Here is a 22,186-nt window from a genome sequence, read left to right as displayed (position 1 = left end):
TCCCTTCCGCCTCTAGCCCCGATCTCTCGTCCGGCGTGGGGTTCGCCCGGCCCCCGCCCGCCTTGGGGCCAACGATCATGTTTACATGATCATTAGCCACTTTACGTGGGGTGGACACCAGGTAGAGGGGGCACTGGCCGGGTAAGGCGACCATGGGGTGTCGCGCGCCCGGCGATATTTGAGAGACACGCCCTACAGGTCGGCGAGGTCGATCGCGTTGGCCATCAGGACGTAGCCGGCGTCGTTCGGGTGCAGCTTGTCCCCTTGGACGTAGGCCGGGTTGACCTGCTCCGGGTCGGCGGGGTCGCGCATGACAGCGTCGAAGTCGACCAGGTCGTCGCAGGCACCCGCGCGGACGGCCGCATTGACGGCCTGGCGGGCGGTCTCGGCCTGCGGCGTCCAGGCCCCGAATCCCTTGTAGGGAAGGACAGTCGCGCAGATCAGCTTGACGCCCTTGGCGTGGGCGCGGCTCTTGAGCTCTCCGTACGCGGCGATCAGCGCGGCGGGGTCGGTGGCGGGTGCGTTGATGAGGTCGTTGACGCCCTCGAGCAGGATGACCGTGTGTACGCCGGCGCGGCCGAGCGCGTCGCGGTCGAACCTGGTCAGCGCGCCCGGTCCCTGCCACTCCTGGCCGGGCAGCGGGTCCTTCAGCACCTTGTTGCCGCCGATGCCCTCGTTCGCGACGCCCATCCGCTTGCCCGCCGCGAGCAAACGCCGGGCGAGGACGTCGGGGTAACGACGGTTGACGTCCCAGGAAGAGCCGACGCCGTCGGTGATCGAGTCGCCGAACGCGACGACAGCGCCGCGGACCCGGGGACCGAGCACGTCGACCGCGGTCACGTACCACCAGAAGTCGGTCGTCGCGCCGAACGCGCCGCCGGTCGCATCGCCCGCGTGGTCACCCGTGGCGACGAACGAGCGCTGCGCGGCGAACGGGTGGATCGTGCCCTCACCGGGCGCGTCCGCGACGTACGTGGACACGAGCAGGGTGGCCTCGTCGCCCACGCGCAACGGCACCGGGTCGCTGACGACCTCCTTGCCCGCGGGGATCGTCAACCGCGCCTTGCCGTGGACGCGCAGCGTGCGCAGAGTGCCGGCGACGATATCGGCGGTGCCGTTCGCCGAGACCGCGACGGTGGCGCGGTCGACGACGAGCGGTGCCTTGCCGAACAGGTTCGAGAGCCGTACGCGGACGACATTGCCGCCCACGCTGAGATGCACGACGTTGCGGACGGTCGTCTGGGGCTGCGCGTCCCACTGCTGGGTCGGCGCGGTCCCCCAGCTCGCCGTCCAGGCGCTGGTGGACGCATTGGCGGGCGTACCGACCAACCCACACCCGAGAACGAGCAGGACGACGAGCATCTTCTTCATAAGCGCTCCGCTGCCAGCAATTGCCCGATGGCTACCGCGGCGGCGCCGCGGGCCCATTCCTCGAACGGCATCTCGCGGGTGATTACATCACAGCGGGCGGCCCCGTACGCCTGCCGTCCGAACTCCTCGCGGATCTGCTCCTCGACGAGCTCGTAGGTCGGCAGGCCCTCGCCGGACACGACGATGCGCTCCGGGCCGACCAGGTTGGCGACGGTGGCGAGGGCGACACCGATCGCGCGGCCGGCCTCGCGGAACACCCGTTGGGTCGCGGCGTCGCCGGTGCGGGCTCGGGCGAGGGCGGCGGTGAGGGTGAGTTCGGGCTCGCCGGTGGCGGACCTGAGGTGCTCGACGATCGCCCGTTCGGACGCGACGGTCTCGACGCAGCCGCGGCCGCCGCACATGCACTCCGCGCCGTTCAGGTCGACGGTGACGTGGCCGAGCTCGCCCGCGACGTCGTGCGCGCCCTCGACCAGCTGGCCGTCGGCGACGAGGCCGCAGCCGATGCCGGCGCCGATCGTGACGAGCGCGAACGAGTGCGAGCCGACGCCGTGGCCGAACCACTGCTCGGCCCGGGTGAGCGCCTTGACGTCGTTCTCGACGAACGTCTCCAGGCCGGTCGCCTTGCGGACGAGCCTCGCGATCGGGACGTTCTGCCAGTCCAGGAACGGCGAGTAGCGCGCGACGCCCGCGTGGTGGTCGACGTCGCCGGCGATCGCGAGGCCGAGGCCGGTGGTGCGTCGCTGGAAGGCGCGGTCGGTGCTCAGCAGGTCCTTGGTGAGCTTGGCGATCGCGTCCACGACATGGTCGACATCGTGGTCGCGGAGCCGTACGTGCTTGGCCCGGCGAACGACGGCCCGCAGGTCGGTGACGACGCCGACGAGCTCGTCGGCGGTGGCCTTGATCCCGACGAAGAACTCGCGGTCGGCGTCGACCTCGAGTGGGTTGGCCGGCCGTCCGACACTGGCGGGCCGGTCCTCCAGCTCACCCTCGACGAGGTAGCCGGCGTCGAGCAGCGGACGGACCGCTTTGGTGACGGCGGCAGGCGACAGACCGGTCAGTCGGGCGACGTCGACGCGGGAGACGGGACCGTCGGTGAGGACGGTCGTGAACACCCGGACGGCAGCGGGACCACTCCCCGGCACCCGTCGCGGCGCTTCGGTCGACACGCCGTGACCTTAGAAGGGTTAGTTCACGCCGTCAAGGAACTTCGCGGCGGGGGGTCGCTCAGCCCGTGGCAGGATGCCCGGGTGCGGGACCTGGCGGCAGCCTACGCGATGACGGCCGCGCCCTACCCGCTTCGCGTTCACCAGGCCCGAGCCCTCTCCGAAATCGACCGGTTGATGGTCGACGGTGACCGCCGCCGCGCGTGGGTCGTGCTGCCTCCGGGGACCGGCAAGACGCTGGTCGGGCTGGAGACCATCCGGCGGCTCGGCGCTCAGGCCGTCGTGTTCGGGCCGAACACCGCGATCCAGTCGCAATGGGTACGGCAGTGGTCGGCGTTCACTCCCGCGACCGTGCCGGCCGGGATCTCCCGCACGTTGGACGCTCCGGTGACGGCGCTGATGTACCAGGCGCTGGCCACGTTCGACGCCGACGAGGAGGTCGACGAGGAGGGGCACTCGGGCTCGCCTCTGATGGGGCGATTGCACCCGAACGGCCGCGCGCTCGTCGAGGTGCTGCGCGCCACGTCGCCGCTGACGATCGTGCTCGACGAGTGCCATCACCTGCTGGAGGTGTGGGGACGGCTGGTCGCGGAGCTGTTGGAGCTCGTTCCGCATGCGCACGTCCTCGGCCTCACCGCGACGCCGCCGCGGTCGTTGACGCGGGACCAGGCGCTGCTCGTGGACGAGCTGTTCGGGTCGGCGGTGTACGGGACGTCGATCCCGTCGGTCGTACGGGAGGGGCACCTCGCACCGTTCGCGGAGCTGGCCTGGCTGACCACGCCGACGCCGACGGAGGCCGACTGGCTGACGGCTCAGGCGGAACGGTTCGCCGAACTCGTCACCGATCTGCTGGATCCGTCGTTCGGCTCGACGAGCTTCCTGAGCTGGCTCGATGTGCGGTTCGTCCATCGCTCGCCACCGATTCCGTGGCACCGGCTGGAACGTGACGAGCCCTTGCTGACTGCCGCCGCGCTGCGGCTGCACTACGCGGGGCTGTTGGCGCTGCCGCCGGACGCGCGGTTGCGCGAGGAGCACCGGCACCCGCCGACCGCGGACGACTGGGTCTGTCTGCTGGACGACTGGGTGCGTCGGTGCGTGGGCTCCGACGATGCCGTGCTGGACGAGCTGCGGCGGGCGCTGCCGAGCGTCGGGTACTCGCTGACCCGGCGGGGCGTTCGGTCCGGCCGTTCGCCGGTGGATCGGGTGCTGGCGCGGAGTGCTTCGAAGTCGGCGGCGTGTGTCGAGATCACGGCAGCGGAGGCTCGTTCGCTCGGCGACCGGCTGCGGATGCTGATCCTGTGCGACCACGAGCGTGCGGCCGCGACGTTGCCCGCCACGTTGCGCGGGGTCCTCGCCGCGGAGGCGGGGTCGGCGCGGCTCGTTCTCGCGGGACTGCTCGCCGACCCGCGGACCCGTTCGCTCGCACCCATGCTGGTCACCGGCCGGACCGTCGCGGCCGGCGCGGAGACGGCGACGGCGTTCGCGCGGTACGCCGACGTCGAGCTCGAGGTCGGCACGCCGGATGCCGACGGGATCGTCGAGCTGACCGGGCGCTGGACGTCGCGGACCTGGGTGCCCTTGGTGACCGCGTTCTTCGAGGCGGGCTTCTGCCGGGTGCTGGTCGGCACTCGTGGGCTGCTCGGCGAGGGCTGGGACGCGCGCGGCGTCAGCGGCCTGGTCGACCTCACGACCGCGACCACACCGACAGCGGTCGTGCAGACCCGCGGTCGGGCGCTGCGCACCGATCCCGGGTGGCTGGACAAGGTGGCGATCACGTGGACCGTCGTCTGCGTGACCGAGGACCATCCGAAGGGTGCGGCGGACTGGGATCGGTTTGTCCGCAAGCACAACGGCTACTTCGGGATCGACGAGACCGGGGAGATCGTCGACGGGGTGGCGCATGTCGACGACGCGTTCTCGCCGTTCGCTCCGCCGAAGGTCGCTTCGTTCGACGCGGTGAACGCTTCGATGCTGGCGAGGGCGGAGGCTCGTTCGGTGGTGCGGGCGTTGTGGCGGGTCGGCGAGCCGTACGACGACCGGCCGGTGCACACGTTGCGGATCCGTACGCCTACTGCGCGGCCGGCGGTCGTGCCGGCCCAGCCACCGGCGTCGGTGCCGACCGTTGCCGGGGTCGCGGCCCGGACTCCCCGCTGGGTCGTGCCCGTCGCGGCGGTGCTCGCTTTGGCGTTGCTGGTAACGGTGTTCGGGCTTCCGGCGGTCGCGGCCGTTGCTGCCTTGGGTCTGTTGGGCGTCGGTGCGTACGCCGTCGAACGCCGGGGCCGAGTAGTGGCGGACGCCGCACGTCCCGTCGACCCGATGCGACTGGCGTACGCGGTCGCCGACGGACTGCACGCTGCCGGACTGACGCCAGCCGGGGCCAGTGCGGTCGCTGTGAAGGTGGACGAGACCGGCGAGTACCGCATCGCGATGCACGACGTCCCGGCCGAGGCTTCGAGGGAGTTCGCGGTCGCGCTGGACGAGGTGCTCTCGCCGATGACGTCACCGCGGTACGTCGTCCCGCGCTACGTCCTCGATACCGTGGACGGGCTCGCCGACCGCCTGCGTGCGGGGGCGTCGTCGATGGTCGGACGGCTCCGCCCGACCGCCGTGGTCTGGCACGCCGTACCCACCGCCCTCGGCCAGAACGCCAAGCGGGTAAGGGCGTTCGCCGCAGCCTGGACGCACTGGGTCAGCGCCGGCACACCGCTCTACACTGGCAGCCCCGAAGGCGAAGGCGTCCTCGCCGCCCACCGCGGCAGCGACCCGATGCAGGCCACCACCGCGATGCGCCTCAGCTGGGAGTAGCGCTACATCCCGTACGTCTCGAGCAACCGCAACCAGACCTCACTGACCGTCGGGAACGACGGCACGGCGTGCCAGAGGCGGTCCAACGGGACCTCGCCCACCACGGCGATCGTCGCGGCATGGAGGTGGTCACCAGCGTCGGGCGCGACAATGGTGAAGCCCACGATCACCAGGCGTTCCTGGTCCACGACCATCTTCGCCAGGCCTTTGTAGCCGTCGGCGTGCAGGCTGCCGCCGGCGGTGTTGCCCACTTCGTACTCGACCGCACGGACGCTCATGCCCTTGTCCTCGGCCTCCGCCTCGGTCAGCCCGACCGACGCCACCTGCGGGTCGGTGAAGACGACCGCGGGGACGTAGCCGTTGTTGGCGGTCGCGGCGTACGGCGACCACTTCACCGGCATCGCGTGGTCACCCTTGGAGCGCGCGGTGATCGCGTCGCCGCAGATCCGGGCCTGGTACTTGCCCATATGCGTGAGCAGTGCGCGGTGGTTGACGTCGCCGACCGCGTACAGCCAGCCGCCCTCGACGCCCTTCACGCGGCAGCTGTCGTCGATGTCGACCCAGTCGCCGTCCTTCAACCCGGCGGTCGCCAGGCCGAGGTCGTTCGTCCGCGGCGAACGACCGGTCGCCACCAGCACCGCGTCGGCCTCGAGCTCCGAGCCGTCCTCGAACGTCAACGTGGTCGGACCGTCGCCGTCGCGGCGCGCGGACTTCACGTTGGCCGACGTCCGAACGTCGATGCCGTACGACGTCAACGCCTCCTTGACGTACTCACCGGCGAACGGCTCGAGCCGCGGCAGCAGCCGCTCCCCGTTGACGATCAACGTCACCTCGGAGCCGAGGTCGTTCCACGCCTGCGCGAGCTCGCAGCCGACCGGCCCGCCACCGAGGACGGCAAGGCGCTCCGGCGCCGCCTTCGCGCTCGTCGCCTCACGGTTCGTCCACGGGCGGGCCTCGCGCAGCCCGTCGATCGGCGGGAACGCCGAGTCCGAACCGACCGCCAGCACCACCGCGTGCGTGGCGAGCAGCACCTGGTCCTCGGCGCCTTCCTTGCTGACTACGACGCGGAGCGAGCCGTCGAGCCGCGCGCGACCGCGGACGACCGTGATCTTCGCGCCCTCGGCCCACTCGACCTGGCCGGTGTCGTCCCAGTTCGCGGCGAACGAGTCGCGCCGCTTCAGCACCGCGGCGACGTCGAGGTCGCCGGTGACCGCGGCGGCCGAGCCGGCCACGGCCTTGGCGGCCCGCAACGCCTCGCCGGAACGCAGCAGCGCCTTGCTCGGCATGCAGGCCCAGAACGAGCACTCACCGCCCAGCAGCTCCGACTCGACCAGCGCCGCTGAGAGTCCGTGCGAGGCGACGCGGCCCGCGGCGTTCTCTCCGGGAGGGCCGCCACCGATGACGACGACGTCGTACGTCTGCTCAGTCATAGGTGCAAGGCTAGTCTGGTTCGCCCCGGTGCGGCGGCCAGCAGGTCGTCGCCTTGTCGACGTGGAGCACCAACGGCGCTCCGTCGCTGGCCACCATCCCGATGAGCCATGGCGCCGTTGGCGCGATGGGGGTCGACAAAGCAACGACGGCCGCCGACCTCTGGCGAACGGGCTAGCTCGTGACGTCCTTGCGCAGGAAGCGGACCCACGCGACTGCTGCGAAGAGTGAGGCGTAGATCGCGGCCGAAACGCACCCTTTCACCAGGTCGTCCAGCTGCACAGGATCGCTGAACAACCCCTGCCAGGCATCGGTGAAGTGCGTCGGGAGCAGGTTGCGCAGAACGCCGAGCGCGCTGATCTGGTCGAGGATGCTGGAGACGATCACGATCATCACCGCGCCGCCGACCGCGCCGAGCGGGGCGTCGGTGCTGACGCTCAGCAGGAACGCCAGGCTGGATACGACGAGCAGGCTGACCGCGAGGTAGCCGAGCATCGCGGCGAGCCGGACCAGCGCCTCGTTCGCCGAGATGTCGTCGCCGATCGGCGTCTGCAGCGGATGCCAGCCGTACGCGAACACCCCGATGAGCAGGCTCGTTCCGGTCAGCAGCGCGATCGCGACACCGGTCGACAGCAGGCTGACCACGTACTTCACCGCGAGCAGCCGCCCTCGCCCGACCGGGATCGCCAGCAGGTAACGGAGGCTGCCCCAGCTCGCCTCGCTCGCGACCGCGTCACCGGAGAACAGCGCGGCGACGACGATGAGCAGGAACGCCTGCGACACAAGCACGGTGAAGATCGTGAAGTTCGCGGCCCCGCTGGTCGCCATCGAGATGAAGCCAGGCCCGTCGCCGCTGTCGTCGTCCGGGCCGAGCTGGAACGCGACCAGCACGATGATCGGCAGCAGGACCATGAAGCCGAGCGCCCAGCGCGTACGTTGCCGGCTCCATTGCCGACGGATCTCCGTGCCGAGCGTGTACGTGCTCATCGGGCGTCTCCCCCGATCAGGCTGAGGAAGACGTCCTCGAGCCGCTGTCCGTTGCTCGTCCCGACGATCTCCCCGACCGAGCCCGCGGCCACCCGCCGGCCGCGGTCCAGGACCACGACGTGCGTGCAGGCCTGCTCGACCTCGGCGAGCAGGTGGCTGGAGACGAGGACCGCGCGCCCGTTCGCCGCGTACCCCTTGAGCACCCGCCGCATCTCCGCGATCTGCGGCGGATCGAGCCCGTCGGTCGGCTCGTCGAGGACGAGCAGCTCGGGCAGGCCGAGCATGGCCTGCGCGACGGCGAGGCGTTGCTTCATGCCGTGGCTGTACGTCTTCACCTTCCGTTCCAGCGCGCTGCCGAGCGCGGCGATCTCGAGCACCTCGTCCATCCGGGCCTCTGCCTTGGGGCGGCCGGTGGCGCGCCAGTACAGCTCGAGGTTCTTGCGGCCGGTCAGGTGCGGGAGGAAGCCGGGACCTTCGACGAGCGCGCCGAGCCGGTTGAGGACGTCGGAGCTCGGCGTGAGGGGAGTGCCGAAGATCAGCACATCGCCCGCGGTCGGGCGGATGAGGCCGAGCAGGATCCGCAGGCAGGTGGTCTTGCCCGCACCGTTCGGGCCGAGCAGGCCGACGACCTGGCCGCGGCCGACCTCGAAGTCGATGCCCTTCAACGCCTGGAACCCGTCGGTGTACGTCTTGGCCAGCCCGCGGATGACGAGCGGCTTGTCGGTGGCGTCTGCTTCGGTTGTCGTCGTACGGCGGCGGGTGCGGGTCCGCGCGACCAGCCAGGCGAGGGCGACGCCGAGCGCGATCGCGAGGAGCACCGCGGCGAGGATCCACGGCCAAATCGCGCTGGCCGTCGCGATCGGGCTCGCGGTCACCTGGGGCAGCGTGAGCCTGGCCTCGGCCAGGCCGACGACGTACGTCGTGGGTGCGGGCGGGCTGGCGTACGCCTGGTCGGCGGTCGCGATCGTCACCCGGATCCGGTGGCCGGCCGACCAGCGGTGCACGACGCCGGGCAGCTCGACGGTGACGGGCTTCGCCTGGTCGAGGCTTGTCGGCAGGTTCGTGAGCCGGATCGGCGCGACCTGGCCGCCGAGCAACGTCTGGTTGCCGTTGGAGCCGACGTCGTAGAGCTTGACGAAGAGGACGGCCTCCGTCGTCGGGCTGGCGGCGAGCAGCTGGACGGTCGCCGCCCCGGCTATGTCGGTGGCCTCGTCTAGCGTTCGGGACTCGTACCGGACGAACTGGCCGGGGATGTCGGAGAGGGCTCCCGCCGCTTCGGTCGCTTGAGCGAACGCGCCGAGGCTGGGGAGGTTGGTGAGGGGCGCGGGCACGCCGTTGGGCGGGTTCGCGATGGGGCTGGGGCGGCCCTTGAGCTGGAGGGACCGAGGCTCGGTGTTGCCTTCGAGCCCGGGGTAGCGAGCAGAGCTGAGCGCGGTGGTCCGGACCGAGTTCGTCCTGTAGTCATAGCCGTTCACGCGGCTGAACGTGAAGTCAGTGGAGGCGTTGCCTATGCCCTTGAGGTAGTGGTCGAACCAGGTGATCGTGAGGTACTTCAGCCGGTCCTGGTCGGCGGTCGAGCCCTGGCCGCCGTCGTGGCCGCCGGAGAACCACGCGACCTGGACAGGCGTGCCCGTCGCGGCGATGCCGCGGGCGTTCGCGTCGGCTTCGTCGAGCGGGAACAGCGAGTCGGCGAGGCCCTGGACGAGCAGCGTCGGCGCCTTGATCCGGTCGAGCACGGTCTGCGGGCTGGACCTGGTCAGCAGCGCCTTGGTCCGCGCGTCCGAGCGACCGGTGGCGGCGGACTGGAGGTACGTACGGCAGACGTCCGGCGCGAACCGTCCACACTGCGGCGTCGCGCCCGGTCCCGGGGCGAGGCCGGCCGTGAACAGGCTGCCGGCCCAGGCGCGCTTGAACACGCCGCCGGGGAAGAGCGCACGGTCGAGGTCGTTCCAGGTGATCTGCGGGACGATCGCGTCGACGCGCTGGTCGTACCCGGCCAGCAGCAGCGCGAGGCCGCCACCGTACGAGCCGCCGGCGACGCCGACGCGTGGATCGTCCGCCTGGTCGAGCTGGACCTCGGGCCGGGTCGCGAGCCAGTCCAGCAGCCGGCGCGCGTCGGTGACCTCGTAGTCCGGGCTGTTCAGGTGGATGGTGCCGGTGGAGCGGCCGAAGCCCTGGGCGGTCCAGGTCAGAACGACGTACCCACGGCCGGCGAGGTCCTCGGCGTCGTCGCGGACGCTGTCCTTGGTGCCGCCGAAGCCGTGCGCGAGCAGGACCGCGGGAGCCTTGGCGCTGCTGGTCGCCGCGTCGGGGACGAACAGCCGCGTGTCGAGCCGTACCTGCTCGTCGCCGGCAGGACCGGTCTGGACCGTGAACATCCGGTCCTCGGTACGGAAGCCGGCGGGACGGGTCGCGACCCAGAACGCGACGCCAGCGATGAGCAGCACCGCCAGTCCGGCGGCGATCAACCCGTGCCGGCGGCGGAGTCGTACGGCCATGTGATCACCGTACGTGCCGGTTGCCACCGCAACGACTCGGGCGCGTTGGCGCCTCATCGAACGCCCAGATGATCTACGCTCTCTCGCGGGACGGGCGCTCTGGAAGGACCTCTCGCGCCAGAACGCCCCTCCCGAAAGACTCGGCTGCTACTCCGGGAGCGTGAGGTAGCGGCCCCGCTGGTGGAGCAACGGGGCGGGATCGTCACCGACCTCGACGTGCTCCAGCGTCGCGCGGATCTCGATCGCCCAGCCTGAGCTGCGCGAGTCCAGCAGCCGGCAGCCGGCCCAGCTGGTGACTCCCGACGGCACCAGGCCCCACTCCGTCGCGTTCCACTCCGTCAGCCGGAACGGCCCACCGGGCGCGGGCATGGTCTCCGCGAACGCCTCCGCCAGGCCGCGATGCGACCACGACAGCAGAGAGATCGCGAACGTGGACGTCCGCTGGATCGCCGCCCACAGCAGCGAGTCCTCGTCCACCAGGCCGATCGCCAACGCCGGCTGGCCGTCCGCCACCAGCATCGAGGTCACCGGCAGGCCCGCCGACTCCGACGTCCACAGCGCCACCGGCGACGCCAGCCGGCCGCGGAACCGCCGTACCGCCGATCGTTCCGACTCCGGCGGCAAAAAGGGGTGGTCGCCGTGGATCGTCATGCCGATCATCCTTCCACCACTGACTTTCGGTGGTACCCCAAGACCGAAGGACCCGACGTTCGTTGGGTGGCACCACTCCGTCTGGCCGATGTCCGCCAGCCCTCGCCGTCAGTAGCGTCCCTCATCAGCAAGCAAGGACGCGATGAAACGGGGGAGACCATGTTCCACACCCAGGACCAGCCCGCCAGTCAGGGCTCCAGCCGCCGCACGTTCCTGCGTGCGACAGCTGCCGGAACGGTCGGCCTCGCGCTCGCCGGGCAGAGCCAGGCACATGCCGCCACGAAGAGCGCGAACGCGCCGCCGGCGTGGTTCGACCAGGACAAGTTCGGCATCTTCGTGCACTGGAACGCGGCGGCCATCCCCGCGTACGCGCCGGTCCACACTGCCGACCTCGACGCCGCGCTCAGCCCCGACGCGCCGAAGTGGCGCCAGGAACAGCAGTGGCGGCTGTTGCCGTACGCGGAGATGTACCAGAACACGATGAACGTTCCCGGCAGCGAGACCGCGCGCTTCCACCGCGAGCGCTACCCCGGCACGAGCTACGACGACTTCGTGGCGCAGTTCCGCGACCGTTCGCTCGCCGGTTGGAATCCGCGCCCGTGGGCGGACCTGTTCGCCAAGTCGGGCGCGAAGTACGTCGTGGTCACCACGAAGACCGAGGACGGGTTCCTGCTCTGGCCGAGCAAGAACCCCAACCCACACAAGCGAAACTGGCAGGCCAAGCGCGACGTCCTCGGCGAGTTCGCCACGGCGGTCCGGCGCAAGGGCATGCGGTTCGGCACGTACTACAGCACAGGGATGGACTGGACGTTCGGCGGTCTTCCGATCGTCGACAACGAGTCGTTCGCCGCGGCGCTGGTCAGCGTCGACCTCGACTACACAGGCAAGCATTGGCAGGAGCTGATCGACCGCTATCAGCCAAGCGTCCTCTAAATAAGGATCACCGGCGGAAGCCACGCCAGACGGAGAGCGCGGTGAGCGTCCGGCACCGGCCTGGCGACGCCGACAGGTGGCTCGAGGGTTTCAGTCAAAGTCTGTGGAGCGACTACGGCTTCCAACCCTGGAAGGAAGCCGGCGCATCGGCACGTCGTTCGGCTACAACCGGCTGGAGACCGACGCGAGCTCCTCACCAGCGAGCAGCTCGTCCACCTGCTCGTGGACGTCGTCTCGCAGGGCGGCAACCTGCTGCTGAACGTGGGTCCCACGGGCTCCGGCCACCTCCCGCGCGAGCAAGAACGCCGGCTCCGCGACCTTGGCACGTGGCTGGAGGACAACGGCCGGGCGATCTACGGCACCACGTACTGGAAGCGCGCCAAGGGCCTTACCACCGACGGACACGACGTCCGCTACACCAGAAGCAAGGACGCCGTGAACGCGATCGTGCTCGGTGCGCCGCAGGGCAACACGGTCGATCTCGACGTCAAGCTCGCCGACCACGCCAAGGTCGAGCTGCTCGGCGGCGACGGCACGCTGCGCTGGGAGAGCTCGCCACAGGGTACGCGGATCTCCTTGCCTGGAAGGAGGAACGACCAGTACGCGCTTAGCCTGAGGCTCTCTCCGGCGTCGGCCGTGACGGATCCGACCGCGTAGCTCGCGGCGGGACCCGGCGTTCGGGGAATCCCCATCCACAGGCCTGTGTACGACCGCCCTGGAGCCGCCGAAGGTCTCACTAGGCTGGTGCGTACACGGGAGGAGACACGGCCATGGGCGAACAGCGGGGGCACCCAGTCCTCGCCCTGTTGCGCGCCCGACTCGAGGCGCAGGACCGGCCCGGCGCCCGGCACGACCAGCACCGGCTCGGCCTCGCGATCCAGGGCGGCGGCATGCGCGGCGTGATCTCCGGCGGCATGCTCGCCGCGCTCGAGGACCTCGGGCTGGGGCACGCGTTCGACGGCTTGTACGGCTCGTCCTCCGGCGCGCTCAACGGCGCGTACTCCTACGCCGGCGACAACTGGAAGCAGCTCGCGATCTACTGGGAGCACCTCACCGACCGCCGGTTCATCGACCCGTTCCGCGCGCTCACCGGTTCTCTCATTGGGCTGGACTACGCGTTCTCGTACGTCATCTCCCAAGCTGTGCCCCTGAACGCTGACGCGGTGCTGGACTCGAAGGTGCCGCTCACCGTGGCGGTCACGCTCGTCGACGAGCTCCGGACCGAAGCAGTGTCGACGTTCCAGGACCGGGCCGACCTGGTCGCGGCGCTGCGGGCGTCGTCGTGGCTGCCGCTCGCCGTGCGTGGGACGGCGACGTTCCGCGGCCGGCGCGCGATCGACGGCGCGCTGCTCACCGTGCATCCGTACCGGCTCGCGCTGCTCGACGGGTGCACGCACGTGCTCTCGCTCAGCACCCGCCCGCACGGCCCGTACCAGCTGCCCGGCCGGCTGCTGCGCTCCGTCCAGCACCGCGGGCTCGAGCGGCTGCGTCCCAGCCTCGGCGCCCGGCACCTCGACGCACTGGAGGAGTACGTGGCGGACCGCACCGTGCTGAGTCGTCGGACGACCACGCCGGACGGACCGCCGTACGTGTACGACCTGGCACCGCCACGACCTCTTCACGCGCTCGAGCAGAGTCGCCCCAAGCTGATCGCCGCCGCCACCGCCGCTCGCGAGCTCACCCTTCAGGCCATCGGGGGTGCCGCATGACGGCCGACCTGCGCACGCTCGTCGGCGTCGTACCCGCCGTCCTCGACGAACGCGACCACGAGCTCGACCAGCTGGCCCGCAAGTGGAACGTCGAGGGGTGGCGTGACGTCCTGCTCGGCATCCCGCCGGACAGCGGCACGTTCACCGCCCAGCTCGAGCTGCCCTGGGACCGCGTGATCACCGCGCTGACTGGCTGGCGCGCCCGGCTCGCCGACCGGGAGCGGGGCGAGCTCGGGTCGCTGAACGGGTTCGCCGGCCTGCTCCTGTTGACGTTGCTCGCGCTCCGGCATTCCGAACGACAGCGCTCGCCCTGGGCCGACGAGGGACCCGATCACGACTGCACTCTCCTGTGCGAGCGGCTCGTCAAGGATCCCGACGTCCAGGACGCGCTGCGGGAGCTGTACGCGCCGGCGGAACCCAACGCCGAGTGGGACGCGATCAAGGTCCGCAGTCTCACGTTCCACCGGCATGGCACGACGTCGTTCCTGCTCCGCGGCATGCCCACCGAGCGCAGGGCGGGCGAGCTGAAGCCGCTCGCGCTGAAGTGCATCGTCTACCCGTTCCTGCGGATCCCGACGATCGCCCGCGCGACCAAGGGCTATGCGACGACGTACGAGCTGCCGCTCGACGTCGAGGCCGACCACCTGGTCGGCGTGTGGGCGAGCTCGGACAGCTGGCTGCTGATGGACTTCATCGACGGTCAGACCCTGGCCGAGCTGCTGGCCGCGCAGGCGAACGGACCGGCGAACGTCGGCAAGGCGCGGCTCGACCTCGCACGGCTGCGCACGATCGGCGACGAGCTGTTCAGCGCGCTCGCCGACCTGGAGGCCTGCGAGCTCGAGCATGGCGACCTCTCGCCGAGCAACATCCTGGTCGTCGAGGTGGAGGGGACGCGGCGGCTCCGGCTGGTCGACCTCGGCGTCAACTTCCTCTACCTGCACAACCTGCCCGGGCGGGACGGCGCCGACGCGGCGTACGTCGCGCCGGAGATCCGGGCGCTCAGCCGGCAAGTCGATCCCGGGGCCGCGGTGGAGGAACGTTCACGTACGCACGGGAAACCGTCCGGCGACCTGTACTCGCTCGGCCAGCTGCTGATCCTGCTCGGCTGCGGCCGGTTGTCGAGCGACGGCACCGTGCCCGACGTGTTCTACGCCGAGGCGCCACTATTGGCCCGGTTCATCGAGGACCTGATCGACCGCGATCCGGCTCGGCGACTGCTGATCTTCCGGCCGTCGGATTCCACGTACGAGAGCCTGCGCCAGGACTTTCTCGAGGAGCTCGACGCTGTCGCTGCGGCGAAGTCCGAGGGCGCGAACCCGCACGGCGTGAGCTGGTGGCGCGGCATGGCCGACCTGTTCACGCCGCTGTCCGGTGCGCTCGGCCGGCAGCTGCGACTGTGGCGCAAGCGCCGTTCGCAGGGACTCTGGCGCGACCCGACGCGCAGCTTCGGCGTACGTCGGCTGCTCGTCTGGTCCACGCTCGCCACGCTGACCTGGGGACTGTGCTCGGTGCTGGTGCTGATGTGGACGTACCGCAGCGCCGGGCTGTCCTGGGACAACCTGATCGTGGTCGCGCTGCAGCGGCTGTCCGGCGCTGCTCCGGACGTGTTCCCGATCATCGACCAGCTGCGGGCGCCCGGCTACGCCATTCCGGAGGGGATCGCGCCGGTCGCGCTCGGCATCCTGGCGCTGAGCATGACGCTGGTGGGCGTGAAGTACTACCAGAGCTTGTTCGCGAGCGTGACGCCGTGGCCGCTGCGATGGGGTTCGAGCGCGCTGTCCTGGTACGGCATGGTGGCCGAGGTCGCCATGCGCGTGCCGGCGTTCGCGCTGTCGCTGTTGACGCTCGCGGGGCTGCTCGTCCAGCCGCGGCTGTGGCTGTTGCTGACCGCGATCGGGATGACCGTGGTGACGGCGATCAACTGGCTGACGTCGTCGTTCGCCCTTACGGTGTTGGCGAAGGCGCGTGCGGACGGCCTCTCGACGGTGCCCGCGCAGGTGCCTGGCTTGGCCTTGTTCGCGTCCTGGATCCCGGGCAACCTGCTGTACGCGGTGATCCTGTGGGCGGTCGGCATCCTGCTGTATCTGGGAGTGCTGCGGGACGCGATGTTCTACGTCGTCGTGATCACGTTCCTGAACGTCGTGCAGCTGTACCTGGTCAAGTGCGGCCGCCAGGGACCGCCGATCCGGGCCGGCCTTGCGCGAGCCAGCGTGACGGCGGAGCGGCTGCGGCTTGTCCGTTCCGCCTTGCCTAGCTGAGGATCGCGGCGTTGATGCCGAGCACAGTGGCGGTGAGGACGAGGCCGGTGACGATCGCGACGAAGCCGGAGACGACCTTGGTGCCGTTCGTCGTGGGCTTGGTCGCGTAGCTGGCGACCCACGAGACGGCGACGAACGTGAAGCAGAGCAACAGCGGCACCCACTCGCCGGCGCCGGTGCCGAAGAGGCGCTGGATGAGCTTCCAGAGCAGGGTGATCACGGTGGTGGAGAAGGTGAGGTTGACCAGCGACTGCACGGTGAGGAGGCTGCTCACCGTCTCGGTCGCGTTGCTGGTGCCGTTCTCCTCGGTGGTCGTGAAGAGCGGGTTCTCCTTAGCGCCACGCGGCGCCTTCGTCGCTGCGGGCGGGACGCCGGCTATCAGGCTGGGGAGCTCGACGCGTACCCCGACCAGATCTGACCACTTCATCGCCGATACCTCCGTGGGCCTTCGGATGTCTCGCGTGTCGTGCGTGTCGTGAACGCACACGGTAGCCCCGTTATGACACCCTGCGACCAGAGGGTCCAGCGAATTCCGCTATGCCCGAAATGTGCCACTCCCGGCTCTTGCTACCAACCCGACCCCGCACTTCACCCACCCAACCGGGGTTCTCCAACGTGGCAACACGGTCCCCAACCCCGATTCGGTCGGCAAAGTCGCGGAAAACTGTGGACAGCCACGATGCTCGACCATCGCCGCCGACCGCAGATGTCCGTCGCGCTGGGCAGGCCACCGGCCCACCCCTCACTCCGCCCACACGAGAGCAGGCCACCCGCCGCCTGCACGCCTGCCACCGAGAACGGCCTCGTGCTGCGCTACCGGGTCGAGGAGACCGAGGACGGGCTCAGCGGCGAGGAAGGCACGTTCACGATCTGCTCGTTCTGGCTGGTGTCCTGCACACCTGCCACCTGCCACCTGCCCGCCCGCCACCTGCGCGCCGCACGGGTGAGCACCGCCAGCCGCCCTCACCCGCACTGGTGTGCGCCACCTGGAGGGACCTGAACGTTGCGGCGAAAGCTCGCGTGGGCGGCGAGCGGACCCTGATGTCGCCGTCGATGCGCACTTCACCCACCGAACCGGGGTTCTCCAACGTGGCAACACGGTCCCCAACCCCGATTCGGTGGGCAAAGTCGCGGAAAGCTGTGGACAAACGGTGCTCAGCCACCATCGCCGCCGAGGTCCGTCGCGCCGAGGAAGGGCACCGACCCAACCCCTAGCCCCGCCCGCACGAGCACAAGCCACCCGCCCACCCATACCAGCGAGAGCCACCCGCCACCTGCCCGCCTATACGGTTCAGTTCGCTGCATCCACAGCCGCCGACACTTCCCTTACCAGACTGGGGTTTGACGGGGCCTTGCCACGGTGCAGAACCCCAGTTCGGTAAGGGAAGTCGCGCTACCAGCGGTCGTGGACGTCAGGCCGGATCAGCTCGTCGTAGATCGCCCGCACCTCGGCCAGCACAGCCTCAGGCAGCGGCGCGAGGGCGGCGGCCGCGGCGTTGGCGTTCGCCTGCTCCGCGTTCCGCGCGCCCGGGATCACCGTCGACACCCCGGGCTGGTCGAGGATCCAGCGCAGCGCGAACTGGGCCATCGACGCGCCCTCCGGCACCAGTGGCCGCAACCGCTGCACGGCCTCGAGACCCGTCGCGAACGACACCCCCGAGAACGTCTCCCCCACGTCGAACGCCTCGCCCTGCCGGTTGTACGTCCGGTGGTCGTCCGCCCCGAACGACGTCGACGTGTCGTACCGCCCCGACAACAGGCCGCTGGCCAGCGGCACCCGTGCGATGATCCCGACGCCCGCGGCCAGAGCCGCCGGCAGGACCTGGGCGAGCGGCTTCAGCCGGAACGCGTTCAGGATGATCTGCACCGAAGCGACCCCCGGCCGCGCCACCGCGGCCAGGGCCTCCGCGCACGTCTCGACGCTCACCCCGTACGAAGCGATCACCTTCTCCGCCACCAAAAGATCCAGCGCTTCATACACCGCGCCAGACGAGTAGACGGCAGAAGGCGGGCAGTGCAACTGAACCAGGTCGAGAGTGTCCACACCGAGGTTCGACCGCGACCGATCGAGCCACCCGCGGAAGTTGTCCAGCGTGTAGATCGACGGCGACTGCGGCAGTCGCCGCCCCATCTTCGTCGCCACCGTCAGGCCGGCGGACGGACGCGACCGCAGCAGCTCCCCCACCAGCCGCTCGCTCCGGCCGTCGCCGTACACGTCCGCGGTGTCGATGAACGTCACGCCCGCATCCACCGCGGCGTTCAACGTCGAGAGCGCGTCGGACTCGCTGACCGAGCCCCAGTCCGCCCCGAGCTGCCACGCCCCGAGCCCGACCGCGCTCACCGACCTACCCGTACGACCCAGCGTCCGCTTCTCCATGCGGACCAACCTAGAGCTACCTAGAAGTCCGAAACCGCCTCGACACCGATGTCCGGGAAGTCGGTGAAGATCGCGTCCAGCCCGGTCCGCAGGTACGTCTGGATCTCCCCGACGAGGTCGCCGTGCGCGGCCGGGTCGGTGCCGTCGCGGAAGTCCGCCGGCAGGAACGTGTTCTCCGCTCGGAACGTCCACGTCACCACGCGCAGCCCGGCGCGGTGGGCGTTCCGGACCAGCGCGGTCGGCTGCATCATCCCGCCCGACGCGTCGCGCGGGATGATGCGGCCCTTCTCCGGCGCGACCCAGTCGGCGTACCGGCTCAGCTCACGAAGCCCGGCCGGCGTGAGGAGGTCGTCGTACGTGCGCGGATCGCCCTTCGCGATGAAGTCGTACGGCGCGCCGGAAGCGTTGACGAGCTGCGCGAGCTCCACGTCGGTCTGCTTGGCGAGCGCCTTGAGGTTCGAGACCTCGAACGACTGGATCACGACCTTCGACCGGCGGTGGTCGAGGTCGTTCTTGCGCAGCGTGCGGATCAGCGGCTTCTCCAGCGGCAGCCCGATCGAGGCGAAGTACGTCGGGTGCTTGGTCTCCGGCGCGATGCCGATCCTGCGGTGCTGCCGCTTCGACTCGCGCTTCACGAGGTCGATGACCTCCTGCAACGTCGGGATCTCGTAGCGGCCGTCGTACGCAGTGTTCGAGGGCCGCAGATCGGGCAGCCGCTCCTTCGCGCGAAGCGTCTTGAGCTCGCGCAGCGTGAAGTCCTCGGTGAACCAGCCGGTGACCGCGACGCCGTCGATCGTCTTGGTGGTCTTGCGCCCAGCGAACTCACCGTGCGCCGCGACGTCGGTCGTTCCCGAGATCTCGTTCTCGTGCCGCGCGACCAGCACGCCGTCCCTGGTCGAGACGACGTCGGGCTCGATGTAGGCCGCGCCCAGCTGGATCGCCAGCTTGTACGCGCCGAGCGTGTGCTCGGGCCGGTAGCCGCTCGCGCCGCGGTGAGCGATCACGATCGCGTCGTCGCCATGCCCGTGCCCGTGGCCGTGTCCGCCAGCCTGAGCCGTCCCCACACCCGGCACCGCGACCGCCAAGGCGATCAGGGCGACGAGGCCGATCCTGCGGAACCTCATGAGCTCTCCCTTGCGTTGGTTCTCTCAACCGACCCCGTTGGGCGCTACCGAATCGAAGCAGACGGTACGTCCGGCGAACGCAAGGAAGCCGGCAGGTAACTGCTGGCCGAGCAGCACTGTGTCACCGCAAGCTCACGCTCGGCGTCCGAAAGTTGATACACCCCTTCCGTAGGGGCCATTGCGTGAGAGGATAAGCACCTTCGTCGGCGTCGACGACCGGATCCCTCCGAAGCTGTAGGGAACTGTGCTCAGAGGCGTCTTGGGGGCAACCGAGGGAAGTGAGGCCGCCGTGAGTGTCCTCGATCATCAGGTCCACGTACTCTCCGAATCTGCGCGTGAGCGTCTGCATCGCGAGGAAGAACAGCTTTTGGTGCGTCGCGCCGAGCTGCTCGCCGAGCAGGGCTCCGAGACAGGCGGCGATCTCGTCGACCAAGCAGGGGTCGCAGCACAGCAGATCGAGATCGAGTCGATCGACCGCAGGCTCTCCCGCATCCGGGACCTGCTGTCCGCCACGACGATCGCTACGGCGATCGACAAGGACACGGTCGGGCTCGGTACGAAGGTCACGCTGCGCTTCGACGACGGAAGCACAGAGACCTACCAAGTGGGCTTGATCGAGGAGCAGGACGACGAAGTCGTCGCGCTCACTCCGACCAGCCCGCTCGGGCAGGCGTTGATCGGCCAGCGGAAGGGCGGACAGATCACGTACGCCGCTCCCGCCGGTCAGCTCACGGTCGAGATCGTCGGAGTCGCCGCGGCCTGAAGGCTCACCGAGGGCCTCCCCGCCCTCGAGGAGTAGGTCAGCGGAGTCTCCGCAGCCGTCCAGGACGGCGGGCCACCCCAGGCAAAGCGCGGTGCCCGCCGTCTGGCGTCTTCACTGTGACTTCAGCGCGGTGCGTAGCTCGGCGAGCCGTCGTCGTGCGTACACAGGTTCGGCGCGCCAACAGGTCGCGGCCTCCCACGCGAGGCCGGCGACCATCGCGTCGCGCCAGGCTTCGTCGCGTACGCCGAGGTCGGTGAGCTCGAGGTACGGACCGGCCAGGTCGAACGCCGGCACGTCCACGCGCGCCTCGTCCCAGTCGATGAGCCCGACGCTGCCGTCCTCGGCCACCAGCACGTTGCCGCCGCCGGGGTCGCCGTGCACGACGGTCTCGAGCGCGCCGTCGAGGACCGGGAGCCACGCCGCCTGCACGAGCGCCGCCGCGTCGGAGGGCATCGCGCCGAGATCGACGTCGCCGCCCACCGACTCGATCAGCAGCGACCGCGCCGAGGCGAACCCCGGCCGCTGCGTCCAGCCGACCCCGAGCGCGTGAACGTCGCGGAGCACCGCGAGCACGTTCCGCCAGTCGGCCTCCGTACGCGGCGGGCCGCCCGGCAGGAACTCCTGCACCAAGACCGGCCCGACGAACCGGCGCCCATCGGCCGCCGGAACGATCCGCGGCACCCGAACGCCGTTCGAGTCGAGGTGCTCCAAGAGGTCCAATTCCCATTCCAACGTGGGAATCGGTCGTCCCGACTGCCGCACGACAACGGAGCGGCCTCGGTACCGCGCGAGGAAGACCGGGTTGCGATGCCCGCCGGTCAAGGGGTCCAGCAGCTCCAGACCCGGCCATTCGGCCATGTCCACAAGGGGATTCTGCATCGCCTCAGTGTCCACCAGGCCACCGACGATGTCGGATACGTCCCGTTACCGTGGCCACATCAGACACTGTTGTCACAAATTCGTCGTCAACAATTGCCGAACGGGGTCAGTTTCTGGGCACAATTCACCAGGGGTAATGGGGGTCCAGACCCGAAGGAGCCTGAGCATGTGGGAAGTGCTCGGACTTGACCGGCAGATGCGCGAGACGTACCGGATGCTGCTCCGCGAACAAGAGTGCACGGCCGCAGACGTCTCCGACCGGTTGGGTCTCAGTTGGAACCAAGCAGAAGACGCACTGGACCGACTCGCCGCGGCAGGACTCGCGGTGGCCGTGCCAGACGCGCCCCACCGGATCGTCCCGGTAGACCCGCAACGCAGTTTCGGCCCGTTGCTCGCCCGGCGGCAGGCGGAGGTAGCCGCCCGACAGCAGGAACTGGCCCGGACCCAGGAGGCCGTGCTCACCCTGGTGGCCGCGTTCTCCACTCGTGAACCGCACAGCCCGCCGGCGCCGCCCCGGTTCTGTACGGGCGTCGCGGAGGTGTGCGAACAGATCGAAGCGCTGGTGCTCGCCGCACAGGCCACCGTGGTCACCGTGCTGCCGAGCCCCGCGTGGGACCTGGCGCTGACCGTACGATCCGATCCGGTCGAGCAGGCGATCGACCGGGGTGTGGCGGTCCGCGTGCTGTATCCGGACGCCGTACGTTCGGACCCGGCCGCACTCGGGCAGGCCAAGTGGCTGCTCGCGGCGGGCGGCGTCGTACGGGTGGGCGGCGCGCTCCCGCCGACGATGATCATCATCGACGGCAGGGTCGTGATCGTGCCGGCTGACGGCGAGGTGCCGACCGCGCTCGTCGTCTACAACCGGCCGCTCGCCCGGGCGTTGGCCACGCTGTTCGACGTGGCGTGGCAGGACGCGTACCCCGTGCAGGCGGCTCCGGCACCGGACCCGTCGACCGGGCTCAGCAACGCCGAGCGCTGCCTGCTCCGGTTGCTGGGCAAGGGCATGACCGACGCCTCGGCGGCCCGGCAGCTCGGGGTGTCGTTGCGTACGGTGCGCCGGATGATGGCCGAGATCATGGCCAGACTCGGCGCGCGCAGTCGCTTCGAGGCGGGGATCCGGGCAGCCGAACGTGGCTGGATCGGCTCCGCGCCGCGGCCGTTGCCGCACCAACCCGCTGCCCATGCGGTGTCGAGCCGCCCTCGCCAAGCGGTCACTCCGGTGATCATGAGCAGCTAGCTG

The 22,186-nt window shown here is 70.3% G+C and carries 18 protein-coding genes; 8 read left to right on the top strand and 10 right to left on the bottom strand.

The window, feature by feature from the left end; translation table 11 throughout:
- Nucleotides 1-192: 192 nt before the first annotated feature.
- Nucleotides 193-1,371, bottom strand: coding sequence for an SGNH/GDSL hydrolase family protein (locus JOD67_RS08650; RefSeq protein WP_205116872.1), 1,179 nt, complete (start codon nt 1,369-1,371; stop codon nt 193-195).
- Nucleotides 1,368-2,537, bottom strand: coding sequence for an ROK family transcriptional regulator (locus JOD67_RS08645; RefSeq protein ID WP_205116871.1), 1,170 nt, complete (start codon nt 2,535-2,537; stop codon nt 1,368-1,370). The genes JOD67_RS08650 and JOD67_RS08645 overlap by 4 nt, the downstream gene beginning before the upstream one ends.
- Nucleotides 2,538-2,618: 81 nt before the next feature.
- Here JOD67_RS08645 and JOD67_RS08640 point away from each other — a divergent pair, with 81 nt between their 5' ends.
- A complete protein-coding gene (locus tag JOD67_RS08640; RefSeq protein ID WP_307782320.1) occupies nt 2,619-5,339 on the top strand; it encodes a DEAD/DEAH box helicase family protein in 2,721 nt (906 codons plus the stop codon).
- A 2-nt stretch (nt 5,340-5,341) separates the two neighbouring features.
- Here JOD67_RS08640 and JOD67_RS08635 read toward each other — a convergent pair whose 3' ends face one another.
- The 4 genes from JOD67_RS08635 to JOD67_RS08620 form a co-directional block, all read right to left on the bottom strand.
- Nucleotides 5,342-6,769 carry a dihydrolipoyl dehydrogenase family protein gene (locus JOD67_RS08635; protein WP_205116870.1) on the bottom strand — a complete coding sequence of 476 codons (1,428 nt, stop codon included), beginning with the start codon at nt 6,767-6,769 and terminating at the stop codon, nt 5,342-5,344.
- Between the two features lie 172 nt (nt 6,770-6,941).
- Entirely contained in the window at nt 6,942-7,754 is an 813-nt protein-coding gene (locus JOD67_RS08630; protein WP_205116869.1) for an ABC transporter permease, read from the bottom strand.
- Nucleotides 7,751-10,252, bottom strand: coding sequence for an alpha/beta fold hydrolase (locus JOD67_RS08625; RefSeq protein ID WP_205116868.1), 2,502 nt, complete (start codon nt 10,250-10,252; stop codon nt 7,751-7,753). The genes JOD67_RS08630 and JOD67_RS08625 overlap by 4 nt, the downstream gene beginning before the upstream one ends.
- Before the next feature lie 147 nt (nt 10,253-10,399).
- On the bottom strand, nt 10,400-10,903 hold the full coding sequence (locus JOD67_RS08620) for a flavin reductase family protein (RefSeq protein WP_205116867.1): 504 nt from the start codon (nt 10,901-10,903) through the stop codon (nt 10,400-10,402).
- 159 nt (nt 10,904-11,062) lie between these two features.
- Here JOD67_RS08620 and JOD67_RS08615 point away from each other — a divergent pair, with 159 nt between their 5' ends.
- The 4 genes from JOD67_RS08615 to JOD67_RS08600 all read left to right on the top strand — a co-directional run bounded on the left by JOD67_RS08615 (nt 11,063) and on the right by JOD67_RS08600 (nt 15,803).
- A complete protein-coding gene (locus JOD67_RS08615) occupies nt 11,063-11,836 on the top strand; it encodes an alpha-L-fucosidase (protein ID WP_205116866.1) in 774 nt (257 codons plus the stop codon).
- A 60-nt stretch (nt 11,837-11,896) separates the two neighbouring features.
- Nucleotides 11,897-12,493, top strand: a complete 597-nt coding sequence (locus tag JOD67_RS08610; protein ID WP_275577369.1) for an alpha-L-fucosidase — start codon at nt 11,897-11,899, stop codon at nt 12,491-12,493.
- 113 nt (nt 12,494-12,606) lie between these two features.
- Nucleotides 12,607-13,545, top strand: a complete 939-nt coding sequence (locus JOD67_RS08605; protein WP_205116862.1) for a patatin-like phospholipase family protein — start codon at nt 12,607-12,609, stop codon at nt 13,543-13,545.
- A complete protein-coding gene (locus JOD67_RS08600) occupies nt 13,542-15,803 on the top strand; it encodes a serine/threonine-protein kinase (protein ID WP_205116860.1) in 2,262 nt (753 codons plus the stop codon). Before JOD67_RS08605 ends, JOD67_RS08600 begins: the two co-directional genes overlap by 4 nt.
- Here the strand turns inward: JOD67_RS08600 and JOD67_RS08595 are convergent.
- Nucleotides 15,796-16,230: a hypothetical protein gene (locus JOD67_RS08595; protein WP_205116859.1), complete on the bottom strand. Its 435-nt coding sequence runs from the start codon at nt 16,228-16,230 to the stop codon at nt 15,796-15,798. The genes JOD67_RS08600 and JOD67_RS08595 overlap by 8 nt on opposite strands.
- 252 nt (nt 16,231-16,482) lie before the next feature.
- On the opposite strand from JOD67_RS08595, the gene JOD67_RS08590 reads away from it, so the two are divergent.
- A complete protein-coding gene (locus JOD67_RS08590; RefSeq protein ID WP_205116858.1) occupies nt 16,483-16,803 on the top strand; it encodes a hypothetical protein in 321 nt (106 codons plus the stop codon).
- A gap of 393 nt (nt 16,804-17,196) precedes the next feature.
- On the opposite strand, the gene JOD67_RS08585 is transcribed toward JOD67_RS08590, so the two are convergent.
- Both JOD67_RS08585 and JOD67_RS08580 read right to left on the bottom strand, forming a co-directional pair.
- Nucleotides 17,197-18,180, bottom strand: a complete 984-nt coding sequence (locus JOD67_RS08585; protein WP_205116857.1) for an aldo/keto reductase — start codon at nt 18,178-18,180, stop codon at nt 17,197-17,199.
- A gap of 20 nt (nt 18,181-18,200) precedes the next feature.
- Nucleotides 18,201-19,304 carry a glycerophosphodiester phosphodiesterase gene (locus JOD67_RS08580; RefSeq protein ID WP_205116856.1) on the bottom strand — a complete coding sequence of 368 codons (1,104 nt, stop codon included), beginning with the start codon at nt 19,302-19,304 and terminating at the stop codon, nt 18,201-18,203.
- Between the two features lie 370 nt (nt 19,305-19,674).
- Between JOD67_RS08580 and JOD67_RS08575 the strand changes: the two genes are divergently transcribed.
- A complete protein-coding gene (locus JOD67_RS08575; RefSeq protein WP_205116855.1) occupies nt 19,675-20,067 on the top strand; it encodes a GreA/GreB family elongation factor in 393 nt (130 codons plus the stop codon).
- 111 nt (nt 20,068-20,178) lie between these two features.
- Here JOD67_RS08575 and JOD67_RS08570 read toward each other — a convergent pair whose 3' ends face one another.
- Nucleotides 20,179-20,946, bottom strand: a complete 768-nt coding sequence (locus JOD67_RS08570; RefSeq protein ID WP_205116854.1) for a phosphotransferase enzyme family protein — start codon at nt 20,944-20,946, stop codon at nt 20,179-20,181.
- Between the two features lie 166 nt (nt 20,947-21,112).
- On the opposite strand from JOD67_RS08570, the gene JOD67_RS08565 reads away from it, so the two are divergent.
- The gene (locus tag JOD67_RS08565; RefSeq protein ID WP_205116853.1) at nt 21,113-22,183 is read left to right on the top strand and encodes a helix-turn-helix transcriptional regulator; all 1,071 of its coding nucleotides are present in this window, start codon (nt 21,113-21,115) and stop codon (nt 22,181-22,183) included.
- Nucleotides 22,184-22,186: the final 3 nt, after the last annotated feature.

The sequence above is a fragment of the Tenggerimyces flavus genome, assembly GCF_016907715.1.
GTDB lineage: Bacteria > Actinomycetota > Actinomycetes > Propionibacteriales > Actinopolymorphaceae > Tenggerimyces > Tenggerimyces flavus.
Note: the sequence above shows the minus strand (reverse complement) of the source record. Positions and strands in the feature narration are given on the sequence as shown.